The organism is Solibacillus palustris, from assembly GCF_022549215.1.
Lineage (GTDB): Bacteria > Bacillota > Bacilli > Bacillales_A > Planococcaceae > Solibacillus > Solibacillus daqui.
Genome location: NZ_JAKZFC010000001.1, coordinates 1,194,859 through 1,213,772 on the forward strand (window position 1 = coordinate 1,194,859; position 18,914 = coordinate 1,213,772).

The following is an 18,914-nucleotide window of genomic DNA, read 5'->3' on the forward strand; positions in this document are numbered from 1 at the left end:
AACTTTTGGGGCGGTGTTTTAATGTGGGAGCAGCAACTAATTGAAACAGAAAATGGTGTATTTGAAGTGTTTATATCGGGGGAAGGTGAGCCAATTTGTGTCACGCATTTATATAGTGAATTTAACGCAAATGGCAATCGTTTTGCGGAGATGTTTCAGCCGTTTTATAAGGTTTATTTAGTGAACTTACGTGGCTGTGGTAATTCAACTGATGATACAAGTATATATAATTATAGTATGCAAGATAGTGTGAAAGATTTAGAAGCAATTCGTCATGCGTTACATATTGAAACATGGGGATTTGCTGGGCATTCGACAGGTGGCATGCTGGCACTAAAATATGCGATCATGCATCCTGAAAGCTTGGAATTTATCGTAGCGGGCGGTCTATGTGCATCTTCGGATTATATGCGTCATGTAGGCAGCATGTACTGCAAGGAAAACCCCAACAACAAACGAATTTTAGAAATCATGGCAATGCTGAAAAATCCAGCTTCGAAGATTGAAGATCGACGTGCGGGTTCAAAGGAATGGGCGCTCATGTCACTTTATAAAGAAAAAAGCTATGACAATATGGTGAGTCGTCCGAACAGTGGGAAAACAGTTTCGAAAAGACTGGATTATTTTTCATATGAGGAGCTACCGACCTATGATTTACGCCCACAATTACCAGATGTAAAAACGAAAGCCTATATTTACGGAGGGTTATTCGATGCCCAATGCCCTTATGAGTATGCAGAGGAAGCGGCAAAACTCCTTGGAAATGCCACGCTCATGACTTTTAGTGAAAGTAATCACCATCCATGCATTGAGGAAGAAGAAGCATTTGCACAGTTTGTTGAAACAATCTTTAATGAACAGTTAACAATTGAGGGAAAGCATGCTTAACGCTTAAGAGCATATGCTGGCTCGCAATAATGGGGGTAATACATGGATAAGGTTGTATTGGAAAATGAAGGTGTACGATTAAGACCGGTTGATCTAACAGATATAGAGGCGATCACTGTTGCTGCAAATGATGTGCGAATTTGGGGGCATATGTCGGTCACTTTACTAGATCGAACTGCGGTTGAAAATTATGTTCAAAAAGCGATTCAAGAACGCAAACAGGGTATTTCATATTTATTTGTTGTAATTGATAAGCAAACAAACACACTTGTAGGCTGTACATCGTTCTTAGATATTTCACTGCCACATCAGCGTTTAGAAATTGGGGCAACTTGGTACAATCCGAGCGTCTGGCGTACTGCAATTAATACCAATTGTAAGTTTTTATTATTGCAGCATTGCTTTGAAAGCATGCAGTTAAACCGAGTTCAAATTAAAACAGGTCATGAAAATTTACGCTCACAGCAAGCGATTGAGCGAATTGGAGCTCAAAAAGAAGGTATTCTACGCAATCATATGATTAAAAAAGACGGCACGGTTCGTCATACCGTTATGTATAGCATCGTAATGGATGATTGGCAGCAGGTGAAAGCTAGATTTCTTGACCAGTTATTATAATCTCAATCAGTCCATTATACTCTAACCCGTTACATTTCGACGTAACGGGTATTTGGTTTCTCTATAAAATTTTTAAAATACTATAAAGAACAAAAATTCAACATTTACGTTTTTGATAATCACATTATTTCATGCCTTTTCTCACAAATTGTGATGTAAATAAGAATATTGTCGTGTTTTTGGAAGTGAATTCCGCTACAATAGGAAAAGATACTTTTTTAAGATACTATCGGTAAAATTATAGTAGGTGAAAATTTTGGGACGAACAAAAACATATATAAGTGTAGATATTGAGGCAGCGCTTATCCGAGGAAAGCAATATATTATTGAAATCGGAGCGGTCAAATGGCTACCAGACGGCACTACGGAGACATTTACACAGTTGATCCAGCCGTATAAATTCAAAAAATTAAATGCACATATACAACAGCTAACGGGCATAACAACTGAGCAATTAATTGATGCACCATCATTTAAAGAGGCATTTTATAAATTTAAGCGTTGGTGTAAACAAGATTATGTATTTTTAACATTCGGAGAGTTTGATCGTAAAGTGTTAGAAGAAGAGTTAACACGCAATTACATAAACAAAGATTGTCTCTATCCGATTATCGACTTCCAGCAGAAATATATGATAGCACAAGGGATTAAGGAGCAGCCTTCATTAGGTGGATTAATGGAGCAGCTAGGACTAGAAATTGAAACGCAACACCGAGCTTTGGCAGATGCTGTTAGTCTACTAGCAATATTTAAAGAGGTAAACGGCGATGCAATCATACAGCAACAACAAACAAATGAATTCACATTATTTTTAACGAATTTCCGCATGCTTGAAACAACATTTGATCTTGTAATGTCCGTGACAAACTGTTCGGTTATCAATGGGCAAGTGCAAGTGCATGCCATGAATACCTTCCGTGAAGAGTTACCATATACAGTACAGTCAATTGAACGTACTCAAGAGGATGGCGAAGTCCAAGTAAGCGAAAAAATTACGATTAAATCAAGCCCTGATGCGAAGCAATTTTTACAGCAGCTTGCAGAGGATGTGCCAGGGAAGATATTAATTTCACGCTCGGCATTGCGTTCAGTGTCAAAAATATTAAAATTACATCATGTTACATTGCCAAAAACAGAAGTGATGACTTTAACAAATATTATCGAATCGGAAGAAATTGTTTCGAAGTTTAATTTGGTAGATGAGTCTATGCATTCATTTGAAGCAAAATTAATGAGATTAATTCATAAATTTGAACAAGCATTCGTAGATGAGTTTTATAAACGTGCGTTAATTGAGAAACAACCGGTAGAAGTATAAGGGGATTTCGTATATTTTTCACTTTATCCCGCATAAAGGGACAGTAAGATGCCCACTTTAAGTTGGCAATCCACTGTCCCTAAAAGCCCGATTGGTGAAGACTAATGCTCGTTGGGAGATGAGGAAAATCCCCACCGAGCAAAGTTTCACTTTATCCCCTTCATACGTTACGCTATTATAGTTAAGTAGGGAATTACAAGCGGGAAGTACAAAGGAGAATAGTTTTATGTCAACATGGATTGGAATCGACACAGGGGGTACGTTGACAAAGCTTGCGTATTTAAATGAACAACAAGAGCTTACATTAACAGTCTTTCCATCAAATGAAATGGATTTAGTAAAACAATGGTTAGAGCAGCATCCCCAAGTAGAAGAAATCGGGTTAACAGGTGGACGTACAGAGCAGTTACGAGACGTGTTAAAAACGATGAAATCGATTGAATATATTGTAGAATTTGAAGCTACATTAAAAGGTGTGCGCTACTTATTGGAAAAAGAGGGCCATACAATCGAACAAAGTATTATTACAAATATCGGAACAGGTACGTCGATTCACTATATGGACGGTAATCAGCATATGCGTGTTGGTGGTACAGGTATTGGTGGTGGTACATTAATCGGTCTAGCTACAATTATGACGGGAATTTCAGACTTTGAAGAAATTAAATCGCATGCTTCCCTTGGACAGCGTGGAGGAATTGATTTACTCGTCAAAGATATTTATCAAGGTATGGATACGCCGATTGATGGCAATTTAACGGCAAGTAATTTCGGTAAAGTGGGTATTACAGAACAACTTGATTTTGCTCAAAATGACATACTTGCGACAACACAAGGACTAGTTGGTGAAGTCATTACAACGTTAAGTATTCAATTAGCCGATCAGCATAATGCCGAGCACATTGTTTACATAGGCTCCACATTAACTAACAATGAGCAGCTCAAACAAGTCATTGAACATTACACCGTATTAAAAAAGCATACACCGATTTTCTTATCAGATTGCGGGTTTTCAGGCGCTATTGGGGCACTTCAAAATATTCGCGAGCATAATAAACAATAAATTCGAAAGCATTTAAACTTTTTCAATTAGTTTAAATGCTTTTTTGTACTTTACAAAAAACTTCGAGAGGCGTAATATTAACTAAGTAATTATTTAACTAGGTAAACAATTAGGGGTGATTACGATGAATCCACTATTTCATATGTTTTTCCAAAAAAACCGGCAGTTAGTCAATCATTTAAATGAAGCATTAAAGGAACACGGACTTTTTCATTCACAGTGGTCGATTCTGTTTTTGCTACATAAAAATGGACCGATGTCGCTAACGGAAATCTGGAAGTATTTAAACGTTGAAGCACCGACGATTACACGTACGGCAACACGCTTACAAACGCTAGGCTGGATTGTACGTGTAGAGGGAGCGGATAAACGAGAGAAAATTATTGCATTATCTGATTTTGCAAAGGAACAATTTCCGCATGTAGAGGCATCCGTTTTAGCGTTCGAAGCCAAAATCACACAGCAGCTTTCACAGCAAGAAGAGCTGCAGTTAATTGAACTATTAAAAAAGTTAGAAGGTTAATGAAATGGAACAAAAAATATTTACAAAACGATTTATAAGCCTATTCTTTACGAATATGGCTGTATTTTTCGTGTTTTATGGTCTCGTGACGACATTGCCACTATATGCAATGGGCGTATTAGGGAAGTCTGATGACGCATCAGGATTACTGGTAACAGCCTTTCTACTATCTGCGATTTTCATGCGCCCATTCAGTGGTAAATTACTCGATATGTTTGGGAAAAAACGATTATTAGTAGTGAGTATCGTGTTTTATTTGCTAAGTACGGTGCTGTATGTATTTTTTAAACCGTATGCGCTACTGCTTGCGTTACGTTTTTTCCAAGGGATTTGGTTTAGTATTGCTACAACAGCGGCTGGTTCGCTTGCTGCGGATATTATACCTGCAAACCGAAAAGGGGCGGGGCTAGGCTATTTTACAATGTCAACAAATTTAGCGGTTGTATTAGGACCGTTTGTCGGATTACTCATTGTACAATATGCGAATTTTGATGTGTTATTTATTGTGCTGTCTGTTATTGTCATAATTGGAGCGCTGCTTGCCATTACTGTACAAACAAATGATTTACCGAAGCCAGCACATGTTGAGCGAAATTTTAAATTTGGTTTTCATGATTTGTTTGAGAAAAAAGCGTTGCCTCTTGCGGCTCTTGCTAGTTTAATTGCCATTGCTTATGCGAGTGTACTGTCGTTTTTATCGTTATATGCAGAGCAACAAAATTTACTCGCCGCAGCAAGTTATTTTTATGCGGTATTTGCGGCAGCGATGATTTCGATTCGACCACTTACGGGTAAGATATACGATACGCTCGGCGCAAAATTTGTTATCATTCCATCTTTCGTTTTATTTGCGATTGGGCTCGTGATTTTAGCTAATGCTAGTAATACGTGGATCTTTTTAATTTCGGCAGTATTTATTGGTGCGGGCTACGGCACACTAACGACAAGTTTTCAGTCATTATGTATTCAGTCGACATCCCCCGAGCGCACTGGCTACGCGACGGCTACTTATTTCACGCTATTTGATACAGGTATTGCGCTCGGCTCCTATGTGTTTGGGATTATCGCGGTTTCATTAAGCTATGCAATGGTGTATTATTTATCGGCCTTGTTATTAGTAATTGTTTTTGTCGTGTATATGCTGTTTTTTGTACGTAGTAAAAGAATTGGATAATGTAAAAACGGGCAACGATTTGTTTGCCCGTTTAGTTTTTCGTGGATAGGAAAGTATAACTTTTTTCAGGGAAATCCACATAAGAAAGACATCATTTCGCGCTATTTGGCTCGAAATGTGTTTTTCTAATTTTTTAAAATGGCTTCCCGTGCAAGTGCATCAGCAGCCTTGTTTTCTTTGTCTGGAATCCATTTAATGAAAAAAAGTTCGAATTCGTCGATGAGTTGTAAGGCTTGTTCTAAAAACGGCTTAAACTCTTCGTTTTTTACGTAGCGTTTATCGACTGAGCTCACGACAATTTTAGAATCTGAGTGTAGCCAGACAAAATTCGTTTTGAGCTTTTTCGCTTCCTCTAAACCACGAACGAGCGCGGAAAATTCGGCGATATGATTGCTCGTCATGCCGATTGCTTCATTTAATTTAATAAGATGACCTTCGCCTTTAATAAAGATGCCAATACCACTCGGTCCAGGATTACCGGCACTCGCACCATCAATATATACCTCTAACATGAAAAAAGCTCCTTTACGTTACTGTTTTTAGTATAGCAAATGGGCGGCAGTTGGAGAAATCAAAAAAATAGCGTACAATAGGGAAACAGCTTTAAGGAGGTTCGATACGTGAATAAAATAAACGTAATGAAAGATATAGATGAATTGACAGATACGTATTGTGTCGATTGCCTTGTGATTCGTGATTTACGAAAAAAGCGGGGAAAGCAGGGTGCTCACCTCTTTTGTATAGAAAGCTGTACAGTGGGGGAGCAACTACAATTTTTAGGCCAAGAAATAATGAAGTTTAGTGATAAATAATAATATTGTAACGTTAATAAGACTATTGAAAATAGTTTTTAATATATTAAAGGGAAACAGTCCATCAAATTGCTGCCAATAGCAGCTGCTGGTGGGCTGTTTTTTTAGAGGGTAGGGGTAAGTATTAACTTTTCAAAAGAACATAAATGAAAAAACCAACACTTCGCACTATTTTGGCGCGATTTTTCATTGAAAAAGCATAAAAACCGTTTTTAGAAAACAAGTAGCTTTCCAAAAACGGTTTTAATTCGGGAACTATTAGTTAGCCCCTACTTTTACTAACTGCTTGTCTTGGTGGAAAGCAGTTAGTTCTTGGTGGTATTTGTTTAATGATGATGCTGAAATGCCAAAGCTTTCAGCAATGTCTTTTACCGTGAATTTTTGACCTAATAAGTCGTGGTCTTGACCGAAGCGGATGGCACCTGCAGCAATAGCACCAGCTTTACGAGCAGCTGGCTCTTTTTCCACTAGGTAATCTTCAACAATTGCAACAAAGCTGTCATTGTCGATACCTTTGTCAGCCATGAAAGCTTTTAATTGCTCAACAACCTCTTGTTCGAATGGCGTGAATTCTTCGCCCTCGTAGCCATTTTCCACTAAACCTTCCCATAGTAATAGGTGGTTTTCTTTTGTGAATTGCTCTACGCTTAGGCCACTCTTCTTGTAAGCAGCTGTAAACTCTTCAAATGAAATCGCATGCTCTTTGTGGAAGAAAATTAATGTAGAAACCGCTAATACATGGTTTTCCTTGTTTGTACCATCTGGCAATAGGAATGCAAATACACGCATGCCAAGAGGGATTGGTTTAGGGCTTTCCTTTTGGATGTGGTACACTGTGCCATCCATTGCTGAAACCGCTGTGAAATATTCATTTTCTGCCGTTTCAACTGTGCCGATAAAGAATGTTGGTTTTTCCCACGTTTTTAAAAGCTCGATCATAGATGGGCGAACCGTTTTCTTCGACATTTTTGCTAAGTAATTTGTCCAAATTTCAGGGCGCTTATGGAAGAAAAATTCATCTAATGCAACAGCTTCTACTAATTCTTTTTGTAACTTTGACTCTAGTTTTGGTGCCCAAGCTTGTACTAGCTCGATAAACTCACGAATGTCTTTTCTCTCTGGATAGCTCGTATAGAAAGTTTGTAGTACGTTTTCAATTTCTTCTTGGAAAATTGTCATAGAAGTTGTTTGAGCTTTACCTTCACAACACTTCTTATATTTTTTTCCACTATTGCATGGGCATGGGTCATTTCGTCCAACCATTGTAACACTTCCTTTAATACAACTTGTTAAATACTTGTGGTGCAAGCATTGCTATTCTTAATAATACCGTCAGAATGTTATTAAGAAAACTGATTATCTATTGCAAACAATCAGAAAATAGCGCTTTTTTAATTATAGTAAATAATGAATAGAAATAGAACTAAAAAGTAAAAAAAATAGGACATAGCTAGATTTTGCTATGCCCATACTATTTTAGATAGTAGATTGTGACTCCAATTGCGCCAATTTTTTGGCTGCCGAAAATTGTTCAAGCTGTGCAACCAAGTTTCCGATTAAAATGAATGCGCCACCGATGATTAGTTGGGTTGTTAATCCTTCACCAAGGAAAATCACTGCAAACATAGCGGCGAAAATTGGTTCTAATGAGAAAATTAGTCCAGTATGAGTAGGGGATGTATACTGTTGTACTACAGCTTGTGCAACGAAACAAAATGCTGTACAAATGACACCTAATCCTAAAATTGCTACCCAACCAAGTGATGTTGTCGGTAATTTTGGTGTTTCCAGTGCCAGAGTAAAAATTGCGCCAAGTACACCTGCCACACCTAATTGATAAACGCCGTAAGAAATGGATTCAACATCCTTCGTGAATTTGCTATTTAAAATTAAATAAATTGAATACCCAACCGCTGCAATTGCAACTAAAATATCACCAGTTTGGAAAGCTAATGAATCGTTATATGTTAAAATAGTAATCCCAATCATCGTTGCTACAATAGCGAAACTTACAGCGCGTGATGGCAAGCGCTTATCTAAAAAACTAGTGAAGATTGGCACTAATACTACAGTTAAGCTTAATATAAAGCCTGCATTTCCAGCAGATGTTGTTTTTAAGCCGAATAATGAAAGTGCGAAAACTATGAATAATAAAATGCCCTGAATGGATGCATAATAAATTGTTTTTTTCGTTACGCGCAACATCTTTGGTAAAAAGATTAGCCCTGCAATAATAAATGCGATGATGCATCGGAGTGCAATTACATTATACGCTTCTAATACTTCTAAACCAATCACCATGAACGTATAGGAAAGACCCCAAAACAATGTCACGATCACCATCAAAATATTTGCTTTACCTTGTAAACTCAAAGATGTCACCACATTTCGTTAAAATAATGTTTTTTGTTAGCTAAACCAATTATTTAGCTCTGTTATAATACACTATAAACTGCAAGTTGTGATTAGTAAAACGAATGTTTATAATGATTAATATGAAAAAAATTCATGTCTAAAAGATTATATTGGGGTAAATTGAAATGAGTATAGTGAAATATGAAATTTTAAATAAAGTTGCAGAAGTACAAAGTTTTACAAAAGCTGCGGAACTACTTGGTTTGACGCAATCTGCAATTAGTCATGCGATTTCTAGCCTTGAAAAAGAGTTTGGTTTTAATTTAATTCACCGCAATCGAAATGGTGTCAAGTTGACAGAGGATGGGCAAGAAATGTTAATTGAAATGCGAAAAGTTTTAACCGCACAAGAGCATCTTCAGCAGGCAGCCTCAAATATTTTAGGGGTAAATAAAGGGACTGTAAGAATTGGCTTAATTTCGACCATTTCAACCCATTGGATGCCGAATATTATTCCGATTATGGATTCACTTTATCCTGGGATAAGAATTGAGCTACGTGAAGGGGATTATTACGAAATTGAGCAGTGGCTTTTGAATGGTGAAGTGGATTGTGGCTTTTTAAACCGTACAAGCTCGAAGCAATTTGATTTTTTACCATTAAAGCGCGATCCACTTTTATGTATTGTCTCAAATGAAAGTCCGCTATATGATAATACTGCAATTGATTTATTAGAAATTGAAAATCTGCCATTTATTATGCCGTCCTATAAAGGAACAAACGATGTCATAGCGAATTTTGAAAAGTATGGGATTCGTCCGAATATTCGTTTTGAATTATTCGATGAAAAGGCGATTGTAGCAATGGTAGAGCATAATTTGGGAATTAGTATTTTGCCGCAAATGGCCGTTGCAATGTTGCCGCAAAATGTGAAAGCGGTACCATTGTTGCAGGAAAGCTTTCGTACAATAGGATTATCAACAAAGCAAAAATTATCACCGGCGTCGAAAAAATTTGTTGAAGTATTAGAGCAATGGCTGGCGTCAGTTAAACAATAGTGGGGGATACGAATGTTATCAGGGAAAAAGATATTAATTACTAGTGGGGGCACATTTGAAAAGTGGGATAATGTGCGTGGCCATACGAATTTATCGAAAGGAACTATGGGCTGCTATTTAGCAGAGGAGGCTTATGCAAAAAATGCAGAAGTCATCTATATGCACGGGATTTTCACACAATTGCCAGAGCATAAGGACCAAATGCGACTTGTAAAGTATGAAGGAATTGAGGAGTTAGGGCAAACATTAAAGCAAATTGTCGAAACGGAGCACATTGACTATGTCATTATGGCAGTCGCTGGCTCTGATTGGATAATCGACAAAGTGTTTGACCAATCAGGGAATGAGCTGACGGAAAAAGGAAAAATGCCATCTGATGAGCCACCGATTATTCACTTTAAAAAGGCGCCGAAAATTTTAGCGCAAGTGAAAAATTGGGCACCGAATACTGCACTAATCGGCTTTAAATTAGAAGCGACGGAAGATGAACAATTTTTAATCGACCGTGCTACAACGCGAATGCAAGTAGCTAACGCAGATTATATGGTTGCGAACAGTTCAAAATCATTATACGGTGCGACGGAACCACATTTGATTATTTCTAAAACTGGAGCTGTTATAAAAAGAGACGGCAAAGAGGACGCTGCTAAGGCACTAATGGGCTTATTAAAATAAGAGAGCTAAATTTGACGCGAGTTTATGGTATAATTGGAATATTCTTTTTATTTCAATGAGGTGTTAGACATGTCGATTCAGTCAGTAAAGGCGTATTTTGATACGCAAGGACGATTACAGGACGTACTTGAATTTACCGAAAGTAGCGCAACCGTAGAGCAAGCGGCTAATGTGCTAAATGTTATACCTGCTCGTATTGCCAAAACATTATCCTTCCATAGTTCTGATGATAAGGGATTACTTGTTGTTGCGGCAGGTGATGCGAAAATTGATAATAGTAAATTTAAACAACAATTTGGCTTAAAGGCGAAAATGCTCGATTTTGAAACAGTAGCAGTCTTAACGGGGCATCCTGTAGGTGGTGTTTGTCCATTTGCGTTAGCGAATGATTTATCAGTATTTTTAGACGTGTCGTTAAAGCGTTTCACGACCGTTTTTCCGGCTTGTGGCAGTGCCAATTCTGCGATAGAGCTAACATGTGATGAATTAGAGCGTTATACAGTTGCTAGCACTTGGGTTGACGTTTGTAAAGCTTGGCATGAGACGGAGGACTAGGAAATGTATCTATTTGATCACGTTGTCCATTTTGTAGAAAAGCCAGAGTTTGCAGTTGAATGTTTGCAAAATGAAGGCATTCACACCGTTATGGGCGGTAAACACGAAATGTGGGGTACATATAACGCACTAAGCTATTTTGATTTAAGCTACATAGAGTGTATAGGCATTTTTGATGAAGCCTTATTTGAACAGGCAGCGAGCGAGAAATATTCTTTACATGCAAGCTTTGCCAATCGTCGCCAAGTTGGGCTAAAACGCTTTGCGATTCGAACTACAACTATTGAACAAGATGCAAAAAAATTTACAGAAGCAGGTCTAGAAGTATATGGACCAACTCATTATTCAAGAACACGTGAAGATGGTTCGGTAGTTCGTTGGCAATTATTATATGTGGGTTATCCAAAATCAACTATCGAATTTCCATTTTTCATTCAGTGGGACGAGTATGATGAACAGCGCCGTAGCTTACTTACTGAGCATGGGGTACTGGCAACACATCAATCTGGGGACTTACAATTAGCAGAACTCCATTTTGTCGTACCAAATTTTGTCGCGGTCACGCAAATGGCAACTCTTTGCGAGGCAACTGTAGTAAAACATACTAAAATTGAAGACAATGTTCAAAGTATGACGGTGAGATTACCGAATATTGAACTCGTATTCCATTGTCCTACAGGTGTTGGACGCGTATGGAATTATATGCTTGACCATGGTTATGGCATACAAAAGCTTGTGTTGACAGGGGCAAAAGTCAGCGAAACGATTGAGTATGACGGCGCTACCTATGAAATGACAACACGATAATACATATTAAAGGAGCATATTTATGGCAAATTTAACGAAGCAAGAGGCATTACAAGCATTAAACAACAGCCAATTTGTAGGTTTTACTACGGCAACAGGAAACGTAATTGTAAAGAAATCGAATCGCACAAATTACGATATTTTTGTCTATGAGGATGGTAATGATGAGCCTTCCCACTATATTGGTAAAATTACAAATGTATTAGCAACTTTTAATGATAAAAAAAGTAACAAGGACTTTGTGATAGTAGAAAAATAAAAAAAAGCTGTAAACGGCCATTGTGCGCGTTTACGGCTTGATTTATTTTTTCATGACATTCGCAGCTTGTGCACCGCGTACGCCGTCAATAACTTCAAATTCTACGGCCTGTCCTTCATCTAACGTGCGGAAGCCTTCCTCTTTTATGCCAGTAAAGTGTACGAATACATCTTCGCCATTGTCACATTCTATAAATCCATACCCTTTCTCATTGTCGAACCATTTTACAGTGCCTTGGTGCATTCGCCATCTCCTCCGATACTGTCAAAATTCAATTGAAAACGAAAAGTTACAGAATATTACGAATAAACTATATAATAAATATGCGATTGATGTCAATAATTTGTCGATTTAACATAGGATTTTTGTTTATCAACATAGACAAAACAGACTATAATAAGAAGCAACTATGATAGAAAGTAGGGCAAATCATGACAACTACGACAAAACCTTTAACTGATATTGAAATTGCTAACGAAGCGACAATGAAACCGATAGTGGAAATTGCAGAAAAAGCGGGCATTCCGTTAGATGCAGTGGAGCAATACGGACGCTTTAAAGCAAAAATTGACACTAGCAAAGTAGTAGGCGATGCAAATGCCAAAGTCATTTTAGTTACAGCAATTAGCCCGACTCCAGCGGGCGAGGGAAAATCAACTGTAACAGTTGGCTTAGCAGATGCCTTATATCAATTAGATAAAAGTGTAATGGTAGCTTTACGTGAACCATCATTAGGTCCTGTAATGGGTGTAAAAGGTGGCGCAACAGGTGGTGGTTACGCTCAAGTATTGCCAATGGAGCAAATTAATCTTCATTTCAATGGGGACTTCCATGCGATCACAACAGCGAACAATGCGCTATCAGCATTAATTGACAACCATCTTCATCAAGGTAATGTGCTAAACATCGACCCACGCCGTATTATTTGGAAGCGTGTATTAGATTTAAACGACCGCGCATTACGTCATGTGACAGTTGGTTTAGGTGGCCCATTACAAGGTGTTCCACGTGAAGATGGCTTCGATATTACGGTTGCGTCTGAAATCATGGCGATTTTCTGTTTAGCGACAAGCATTCAGGACTTAAAGGAACGCTTAAAACGTATTTTAATTGGCTATACATATGATCGCCAGCCAGTAACAGTTGGCGATTTGCAAGTAGAAGGTGCGTTAACGTTAATTTTAAAGGAAGCATTAAATCCTAACTTAGTACAAACAATCGAAGGTACGCCGGCATTAATTCATGGTGGCCCATTTGCAAACATCGCACACGGCTGTAACTCCATTATCGCAACACAAACTGCGCGTAAATTGGCAGATATCGTCATTACAGAGGCAGGTTTTGGTTCAGATTTAGGGGCAGAAAAATTCCTAAATATTAAAGCACGTGAAGCAGGCTTTAAACCGAGCGCTGTTGTTATTGTTGCGACAATTCGTGCACTTAAAATGCACGGCGGCGTAGCAAAAACAGAATTAGTTGCTCAAAATGTAGAGGCATTGAGAGTTGGGATTGCCAACTTAGCGCAGCATGTTGCAAACGTACGTAATTTTGGTTTGGAGCCTGTCATCGCATTAAATCGTTTTATTACAGATACTGAAGCTGAGATAGCCTTCGTATTAGAATGGGCTCAGGCAAATGAAGTTCGTATCGCGCGTACAAATGTGTGGGAAGAGGGCGGAAAAGGCGGAATTGAGCTAGCAAAACAAGTGCTAGAAGTAATTGAGCAGCCTAACGATTTCCATCAATTATATGAGCTACAAGAAACGGTTGAACAAAAGTTAACAAAAATTGTACAACAGGTGTATGGTGGCGCAGGCGTAATATTAACAGACGCGGCGAAAAAACAATTAACAACGATTGAAAAAAATGGCTGGGATAACTTGCCGATTTGTATGGCAAAAACGCAATATTCATTATCGGATCAACCAAGTTTACTTGGTCGCCCAACAGATTTTGTTGTAACAATTCGCGAAATTATTCCAAAACTTGGTGCAGGATTCTTAGTGTGCTTAACTGGCGACATAATGACAATGCCAGGTTTACCAAAACAACCAGCAGCTTTACGTATGGACGTAGCTGAAGACGGTAGCGCAGTTGGGTTATTCTAGTAAATAAAAAAAACGTATTCGTGTAAATATCGCGAATACGTTTTTTTATGCTTTACCATTAGTCAATTTATTCAAATCCTTTTTAGAACATTAAACCGAAGAAGTGTGTAACTACCGCATATGCACAACTTGCTCCATAAACAGCTGAACCGATTATTATTGGAGAGATTACTAATAATCCTTTACGTTCTTTTTCACTCATAACATGTGATTGTTGTATTTGAATAGCTTTCATAATAAACACTCCCTTTTTCTACTTTATGTCTTCTTATTGCTATTATATGTCTTGATTTTATAAAAATCAATATAAATGTTCACAATTCCGACAAAAAAGTTATTTATAATACAAAAATGATTATTTGGCGAGTATTTTATTGTTGACGAATGGATTTGTAACAAATTCGAATTTATTATCCAACTGAGTAAGCTGCATGATCAATCGAAATTGTTATGACTAATGATAAAGACATACATTAATTATTATGTTTAATCAGTTACACAAAAATGCATATTGGATGTTTTACTTATGAAAAAATGAAATCCGTTAAATATGGTGATAAATCCCTAAATTCAAATATCGCTAATGGGAAAATTTAAATATGGATGTTATTCGGTGCAGCTGCATACCTTTAAATAATAAGAAGGACAGTAGATAAAATGATGATTATTAATGATAAATATCTGATGTTCACATAATTAATTGTTTTTTAATCCGGTAAATAAAGACCATTTAAAAAAATGAAAGATGGATATTGATAAAAATCCTCAAATATTGCAATGATTTTTCAAGTTTTCGAGATGTTGATCTTTGTTTTTTCAAGTAGCTAAAGAATTTCAATGGTGGATTAATTAAGCGGATTTAAAAAAAGGGGGATTTTTTTGCAACGTGAATTATTGGAGAAAGATGCGATTTTGCTCCAGCAAGATGCAGCTAGTTGGGAAGATGCAATAAAAAAAGCGGGGCAACTTTTGATAGATACAGGAAAAATTCAGGAAAGTTATATCGAGGCAACGATTCGCAATATTCATGAATTAGGACCATATATTTTAATTGCACCAAATGTAGCATTACCTCATTCGCGACCTGAAGATGGGGTGCTTGAACAGGGGATTTCAGTATTAACGCTAAGAAAAAGTGTGGAATTTGATTCTGAAAAACCATTTAAACTTGTAATTTGTTTAGCAGCAGTTGATGAAAACTTACACATTGAGATGCTTCAAAAAATTGCAGAAGTTATTGCAGACGAAGCATTAGTGAACAAATTATTATCATCTACTTCTGTGGATGAAGTATACAAAATGTTCAACGGGGAGGTGAGTTAAATTAAGATTTTAGCAGTATGCGGTATGGGCTTTGGCTCTTCAATGATGTTAAAAATGACAATCGAAAAAGTATTAAGGGAAAAAGGCATCAAAGCAGATGTTCAAACGTCTGATTTTAGTACTGCTGGTAGTGAAAAAGCAGATTTCATTTTCACAAATGAAGAATTTGGGCGACAACTAGCTGGTGGGACTGTTCCGGTAGTAGCGATTAAAAACATCGCTGACACAAAAGAAGTGCGTGAAAAGTTAGAAGCGGCATTACAATAATCTAATTTGTTTGGAGGATTTAAAATGGCGTTTATTGAGTTTTTAATGAATGAGATATTAAGTATTCCGGCTGTATTAGTAGGTCTTATTGTTTTCATTGGTTTAGTTACTCAACGCGCTGATTTTTCTAAAGTTACATCTGGAACATTGAAAAGTATTATTGGTTTCTTAATTCTTGGCGCAGGTGCAAGTGTCATTGTCGGCTCTTTAGAGTCTTTAGGAGGAATCATTGAAGATCGCTTTAATATTCAAGGCGTTATTCCAAATAATGAAGCGGTAGTAGCTTTAGCGCAAAAATTATTTGGAACAGAAACAGCATTAATCATGGGATTTGGTTTTGTTATGAATATTATTTTTGCTCGTTTCACCCCGATGAAGTATATATTCTTAACAGGACACCATACATTTTTCATGGCAGCATTATTGTCCGCAGTTCTTGGTACAGCAGGGCTTGATGGTGCATGGTTAGTAATTGTTGGTTCAATTATTTTAGGGTTTTTAATGGTAGTGATGCCAGCGATTGCACAGCCATTCATGCGTCAAATAACAGGTAATGACGACGTGGCAATGGGGCATTTCTCAACAGCAGGTTACGTTGTTGCAGGTTTAGTTGGGAAAGCAATCGGTAATAAAGATAAGTCCACAGAGGATATCAAAATTTCGGATAAATGGGCTTTCTTAAAAGATTCTTTGCTTTCAACGGCGTTAACAATGATCGCAATCTTTGTGATTATCGCAATTTTAGCTGGATCTGACATTGTTAACGAATATTCTGCAGGTCAAAACTTTATTATGTTTAGTATTATCCAAGGGTTAACTTTTGCAGCTGGTTTGTCCATCATTTTATTAGGGGTTCGAATGATTTTAAACGAAATCGTCCCAGCGTTTAAAGGGATTGCTGATAAGTTAGTTCCGGGCGCTAAACCAGCATTAGATGTACCAATCGTATTCCCATATGCCCCAACAGCTGTACTAATAGGATTTTTATTCAGTTTTGCAGGAGGATTAGTTTCAATGGCGGTCCTTGGTGGATTGTCAATGGCATTAATCATTCCTGGTTTAGTACCGCATTTCTTTACAGGTGCAGGTGCAGGAGTATTTGGAAATGCAACGGGTGGTCGTGTAGGTGCGGCAGTAGGTGGGTTTGTAAATGGTATTTTAATTAGTTTCATCCCAGCATTTTTACTACCAGTATTAGGGGATTTAGGCTTTGCAAATACAACTTTCGGTGATACGGATTTTGGTATTGTAGGAATTATTATTGGGTATATAGCTAGCCTATTTGGCTAATAGCAAAAAATTAACCTTCTTCTGAATAAAGAGGAAGGTTATTTTTTAAAGGGGATGAATGTGATGATCTCTATTCAACAACTTGAAAACCACGCAGTTAACATTCGTCGCAAAATTATAGAAACAGCGCATTATAAAAAACAGGGTCATGTTGGAGGCTCATTATCTGCGGTGGATATTTTGACAGTTTTATATTTTGATAAGCTGAATTTGAATGGAAATGAAATGCGTGATCGCTTTGTATTATCAAAAGGGCATGTAGCACTTGGTCTATATTGTACGTTAGCTGAGCGTGGCTTAATTGAAATGGAGGAACTTAAAACATTTGATAGCTTTAATTCGCGTTTGCAGGCACATCCGGATATGACGAGGCTTGAAAGTTTAGATATGTCGACGGGCTCTTTAGGACAAGGGCTATCAACGGCTGTTGGAATGGCGATGGGTGCAAAATATTTATCACAATCATTTCATGTATTCGTACTCCTTGGTGATGGTGAGTCACAGGAAGGTCAAGTGTGGGAAGCCGCTTCCATAGCAGCACGCTACAAGTTAAACAATTTAACGGTTATTGTTGACTGCAATGGATTACAGCAATTTGGGTGGCATGAAGAGAATCAAGTATTTCCGCCTGATCAACATTTACCTGAGAAATTTAAAAGTTTTGGCTTCCTTGTACAAGAGGTTGATGGACATAGTATTGCATCGCTACAAAAAGTGCTTGAGCAAAGTAAGCAAAACCAAACTAATCAACCAATAGCTATTATTGCTAAAACGGTAAAAGGTAAAGGGGTATCCTTTATGGAAAACAACTATTTATGGCATTCCAAAGCCCCAAATGACGAGGAGCTAGACCAGGCACTTCTACAGCTTGAAGTAGGTGGTGAGTGTAGATGAAAGGTGAAAGTCTTCGCAATACATTTGGCCAAGTTCTATCGCAGCTTGTACAACAAGACTCTAGAGTGGTTGCATTGGATGGGGATTTAGGGAATTCTACTAAATTAGATCATGTGTTGATGGTTAAAGAATCTGCATTTTTCCAAATGGGAATTGCAGAACAAAATATGGTAGGTGTTGCAGCAGGGCTTGCACATGTTGGCGTTAAGCCATGGGTATGCAGTTTTGCAACCTTTTTAACGAAGAGAGCATTCGATCAAATTGTAGTCAGTGTTGCACAAACCAATGCAAATGTAAAACTAATTGGTAGCTATAGTGGCTTATTAACTAGTAATACAGGAAAATCGCACCACTCGTTGGAGGATTTAACCATGTTTTCTACAATTCCGAATATGAGTGTCATTGCACCGGCTGATGCACAAGAGTTATCTAGTGCAATGAAAATAATGTACGAAACAGATGGGCCCATGTATTTGCGTGTTTCACGTGACGAGACCATTCCGCCTTTTTTAGGTGGAGAGCCGTTTCAACTAGGAAAAGGAAGAGTTTTGACAGATGGAGGGCCTATACTAGTAGTCTCCACAGGGACGATGACTTATCAAGTGAAGCTTGCTTTGGAGCAACTTCAAACGAGCTTGGTGACACATCTACATATGCCATCGATTAAGCCCTTTGACACGGAGCTACTATTAGAGCATGCAGCTTTATGTACACAAGTAGTAACGGTAGAAGAACATTATATTCGTGGTGGCTTAGGTGGCATTGTAGCAGAAATATTAAGTGAACAAAATCCAAAGTATGTGACACGCATAGGGGTAAAGGATGGGTTTTCAGGATGTGGTACAGATGCAGAACTATTAGAGGCTAACGGCTTAAGTGCAAACTGTATAGCTGAAGCAATAAAAAAATTATTAGTGAAATGAGGAA

Annotated in this window: 23 protein-coding genes; 18 read left to right on the plus strand and 5 right to left on the minus strand. The window is 37.8% G+C overall.

Annotated features, from left to right (window positions below; all coding sequences use genetic code 11):
* Nucleotides 1-21 precede the first annotated feature (21 nt).
* The 6 genes from LZ480_RS05660 to LZ480_RS05685 all read left to right on the plus strand — a co-directional run bounded on the left by LZ480_RS05660 (nucleotide 22) and on the right by LZ480_RS05685 (nucleotide 5,584).
* Complete coding sequence (locus LZ480_RS05660) at nucleotides 22-888, plus strand: alpha/beta fold hydrolase (RefSeq protein ID WP_241368403.1); 867 nt, start codon at nucleotides 22-24, stop codon at nucleotides 886-888.
* A 42-nt stretch (nucleotides 889-930) separates the two neighbouring features.
* Nucleotides 931-1,506, plus strand: coding sequence for a GNAT family N-acetyltransferase (locus LZ480_RS05665; protein WP_241368404.1), 576 nt, complete (start codon nucleotides 931-933; stop codon nucleotides 1,504-1,506).
* Nucleotides 1,507-1,753: 247 nt separating this feature from the next.
* Nucleotides 1,754-2,824, plus strand: a complete 1,071-nt coding sequence (locus tag LZ480_RS05670) for an exonuclease domain-containing protein (RefSeq protein ID WP_241368405.1) — start codon at nucleotides 1,754-1,756, stop codon at nucleotides 2,822-2,824.
* A gap of 226 nt (nucleotides 2,825-3,050) precedes the next feature.
* A complete protein-coding gene (coaW, locus tag LZ480_RS05675) occupies nucleotides 3,051-3,887 on the plus strand; it encodes a type II pantothenate kinase (RefSeq protein ID WP_241368406.1) in 837 nt (278 codons plus the stop codon).
* 124 nt (nucleotides 3,888-4,011) lie between these two features.
* Nucleotides 4,012-4,410, plus strand: a complete 399-nt coding sequence (locus LZ480_RS05680; protein ID WP_241368407.1) for a MarR family winged helix-turn-helix transcriptional regulator — start codon at nucleotides 4,012-4,014, stop codon at nucleotides 4,408-4,410.
* 4 nt (nucleotides 4,411-4,414) lie between these two features.
* Nucleotides 4,415-5,584, plus strand: coding sequence for an MFS transporter (locus LZ480_RS05685; protein ID WP_241368408.1), 1,170 nt, complete (start codon nucleotides 4,415-4,417; stop codon nucleotides 5,582-5,584).
* 125 nt (nucleotides 5,585-5,709) lie between these two features.
* Here the strand turns inward: LZ480_RS05685 and LZ480_RS05690 are convergent, their stop codons facing one another.
* Nucleotides 5,710-6,096: a reverse transcriptase-like protein gene (locus tag LZ480_RS05690; protein ID WP_241368409.1), complete on the minus strand. Its 387-nt coding sequence runs from the start codon at nucleotides 6,094-6,096 to the stop codon at nucleotides 5,710-5,712.
* 108 nt (nucleotides 6,097-6,204) lie between these two features.
* Here LZ480_RS05690 and LZ480_RS05695 point away from each other — a divergent pair, with 108 nt between their 5' ends.
* A complete protein-coding gene (locus tag LZ480_RS05695) occupies nucleotides 6,205-6,396 on the plus strand; it encodes a zinc-finger domain-containing protein (protein ID WP_241368410.1) in 192 nt (63 codons plus the stop codon).
* A 258-nt stretch (nucleotides 6,397-6,654) separates the two neighbouring features.
* On the opposite strand, the gene LZ480_RS05700 is transcribed toward LZ480_RS05695, so the two are convergent.
* Together LZ480_RS05700 and LZ480_RS05705 are read right to left on the minus strand one after the other, a co-directional pair.
* Entirely contained in the window at nucleotides 6,655-7,659 is a 1,005-nt protein-coding gene (locus LZ480_RS05700; protein ID WP_241368411.1) for a YecA family protein, read from the minus strand.
* 213 nt (nucleotides 7,660-7,872) lie between these two features.
* Nucleotides 7,873-8,769, minus strand: a complete 897-nt coding sequence (locus LZ480_RS05705) for a DMT family transporter (protein WP_241368412.1) — start codon at nucleotides 8,767-8,769, stop codon at nucleotides 7,873-7,875.
* A gap of 167 nt (nucleotides 8,770-8,936) precedes the next feature.
* Here LZ480_RS05705 and LZ480_RS05710 point away from each other — a divergent pair, with 167 nt between their 5' ends.
* The 5 genes from LZ480_RS05710 to LZ480_RS05730 all read left to right on the plus strand — a co-directional run bounded on the left by LZ480_RS05710 (nucleotide 8,937) and on the right by LZ480_RS05730 (nucleotide 12,105).
* Nucleotides 8,937-9,809, plus strand: a complete 873-nt coding sequence (locus LZ480_RS05710) for a LysR family transcriptional regulator (protein WP_241368413.1) — start codon at nucleotides 8,937-8,939, stop codon at nucleotides 9,807-9,809.
* Nucleotides 9,810-9,821: 12 nt separating this feature from the next.
* Entirely contained in the window at nucleotides 9,822-10,484 is a 663-nt protein-coding gene (locus tag LZ480_RS05715) for a phosphopantothenoylcysteine decarboxylase domain-containing protein (protein ID WP_241368414.1), read from the plus strand.
* Between the two features lie 69 nt (nucleotides 10,485-10,553).
* On the plus strand, nucleotides 10,554-11,039 hold the full coding sequence (locus LZ480_RS05720; RefSeq protein WP_241368415.1) for a YbaK/EbsC family protein: 486 nt from the start codon (nucleotides 10,554-10,556) through the stop codon (nucleotides 11,037-11,039).
* Between the two features lie 3 nt (nucleotides 11,040-11,042).
* A complete protein-coding gene (locus tag LZ480_RS05725; protein ID WP_241368416.1) occupies nucleotides 11,043-11,846 on the plus strand; it encodes a VOC family protein in 804 nt (267 codons plus the stop codon).
* Between the two features lie 22 nt (nucleotides 11,847-11,868).
* On the plus strand, nucleotides 11,869-12,105 hold the full coding sequence (locus LZ480_RS05730; protein WP_241368417.1) for a hypothetical protein: 237 nt from the start codon (nucleotides 11,869-11,871) through the stop codon (nucleotides 12,103-12,105).
* A 42-nt stretch (nucleotides 12,106-12,147) separates the two neighbouring features.
* Here LZ480_RS05730 and LZ480_RS05735 read toward each other — a convergent pair whose 3' ends face one another.
* Nucleotides 12,148-12,348, minus strand: coding sequence for a cold-shock protein (locus LZ480_RS05735; protein ID WP_241368418.1), 201 nt, complete (start codon nucleotides 12,346-12,348; stop codon nucleotides 12,148-12,150).
* Between the two features lie 188 nt (nucleotides 12,349-12,536).
* Between LZ480_RS05735 and LZ480_RS05740 the strand changes: the two genes are divergently transcribed.
* On the plus strand, nucleotides 12,537-14,213 hold the full coding sequence (locus tag LZ480_RS05740; RefSeq protein ID WP_241368419.1) for a formate--tetrahydrofolate ligase: 1,677 nt from the start codon (nucleotides 12,537-12,539) through the stop codon (nucleotides 14,211-14,213).
* Between the two features lie 82 nt (nucleotides 14,214-14,295).
* Here the strand turns inward: LZ480_RS05740 and LZ480_RS05745 are convergent, their stop codons facing one another.
* A complete protein-coding gene (locus tag LZ480_RS05745) occupies nucleotides 14,296-14,448 on the minus strand; it encodes a hypothetical protein (protein ID WP_241368420.1) in 153 nt (50 codons plus the stop codon).
* A gap of 644 nt (nucleotides 14,449-15,092) precedes the next feature.
* Here LZ480_RS05745 and LZ480_RS05750 point away from each other — a divergent pair.
* The 5 genes from LZ480_RS05750 (at nucleotide 15,093) to LZ480_RS05770 (ending at nucleotide 18,910) form a co-directional block, all read left to right on the plus strand.
* Entirely contained in the window at nucleotides 15,093-15,536 is a 444-nt protein-coding gene (locus LZ480_RS05750) for a PTS sugar transporter subunit IIA (protein WP_241368421.1), read from the plus strand.
* Nucleotides 15,537-15,542: 6 nt separating this feature from the next.
* A complete protein-coding gene (locus tag LZ480_RS05755) occupies nucleotides 15,543-15,803 on the plus strand; it encodes a PTS sugar transporter subunit IIB (RefSeq protein ID WP_332844020.1) in 261 nt (86 codons plus the stop codon).
* Nucleotides 15,804-15,827: 24 nt separating this feature from the next.
* Entirely contained in the window at nucleotides 15,828-17,093 is a 1,266-nt protein-coding gene (locus LZ480_RS05760; protein ID WP_241368423.1) for a PTS ascorbate transporter subunit IIC, read from the plus strand.
* 63 nt (nucleotides 17,094-17,156) lie between these two features.
* Nucleotides 17,157-17,987, plus strand: a complete 831-nt coding sequence (locus LZ480_RS05765; RefSeq protein WP_241368424.1) for a transketolase — start codon at nucleotides 17,157-17,159, stop codon at nucleotides 17,985-17,987.
* Nucleotides 17,984-18,910, plus strand: a complete 927-nt coding sequence (locus tag LZ480_RS05770; protein ID WP_241368425.1) for a transketolase family protein — start codon at nucleotides 17,984-17,986, stop codon at nucleotides 18,908-18,910. Before LZ480_RS05765 ends, LZ480_RS05770 begins: the two co-directional genes overlap by 4 nt.
* The last annotated feature ends 4 nt before the right edge of the window (nucleotides 18,911-18,914 follow it).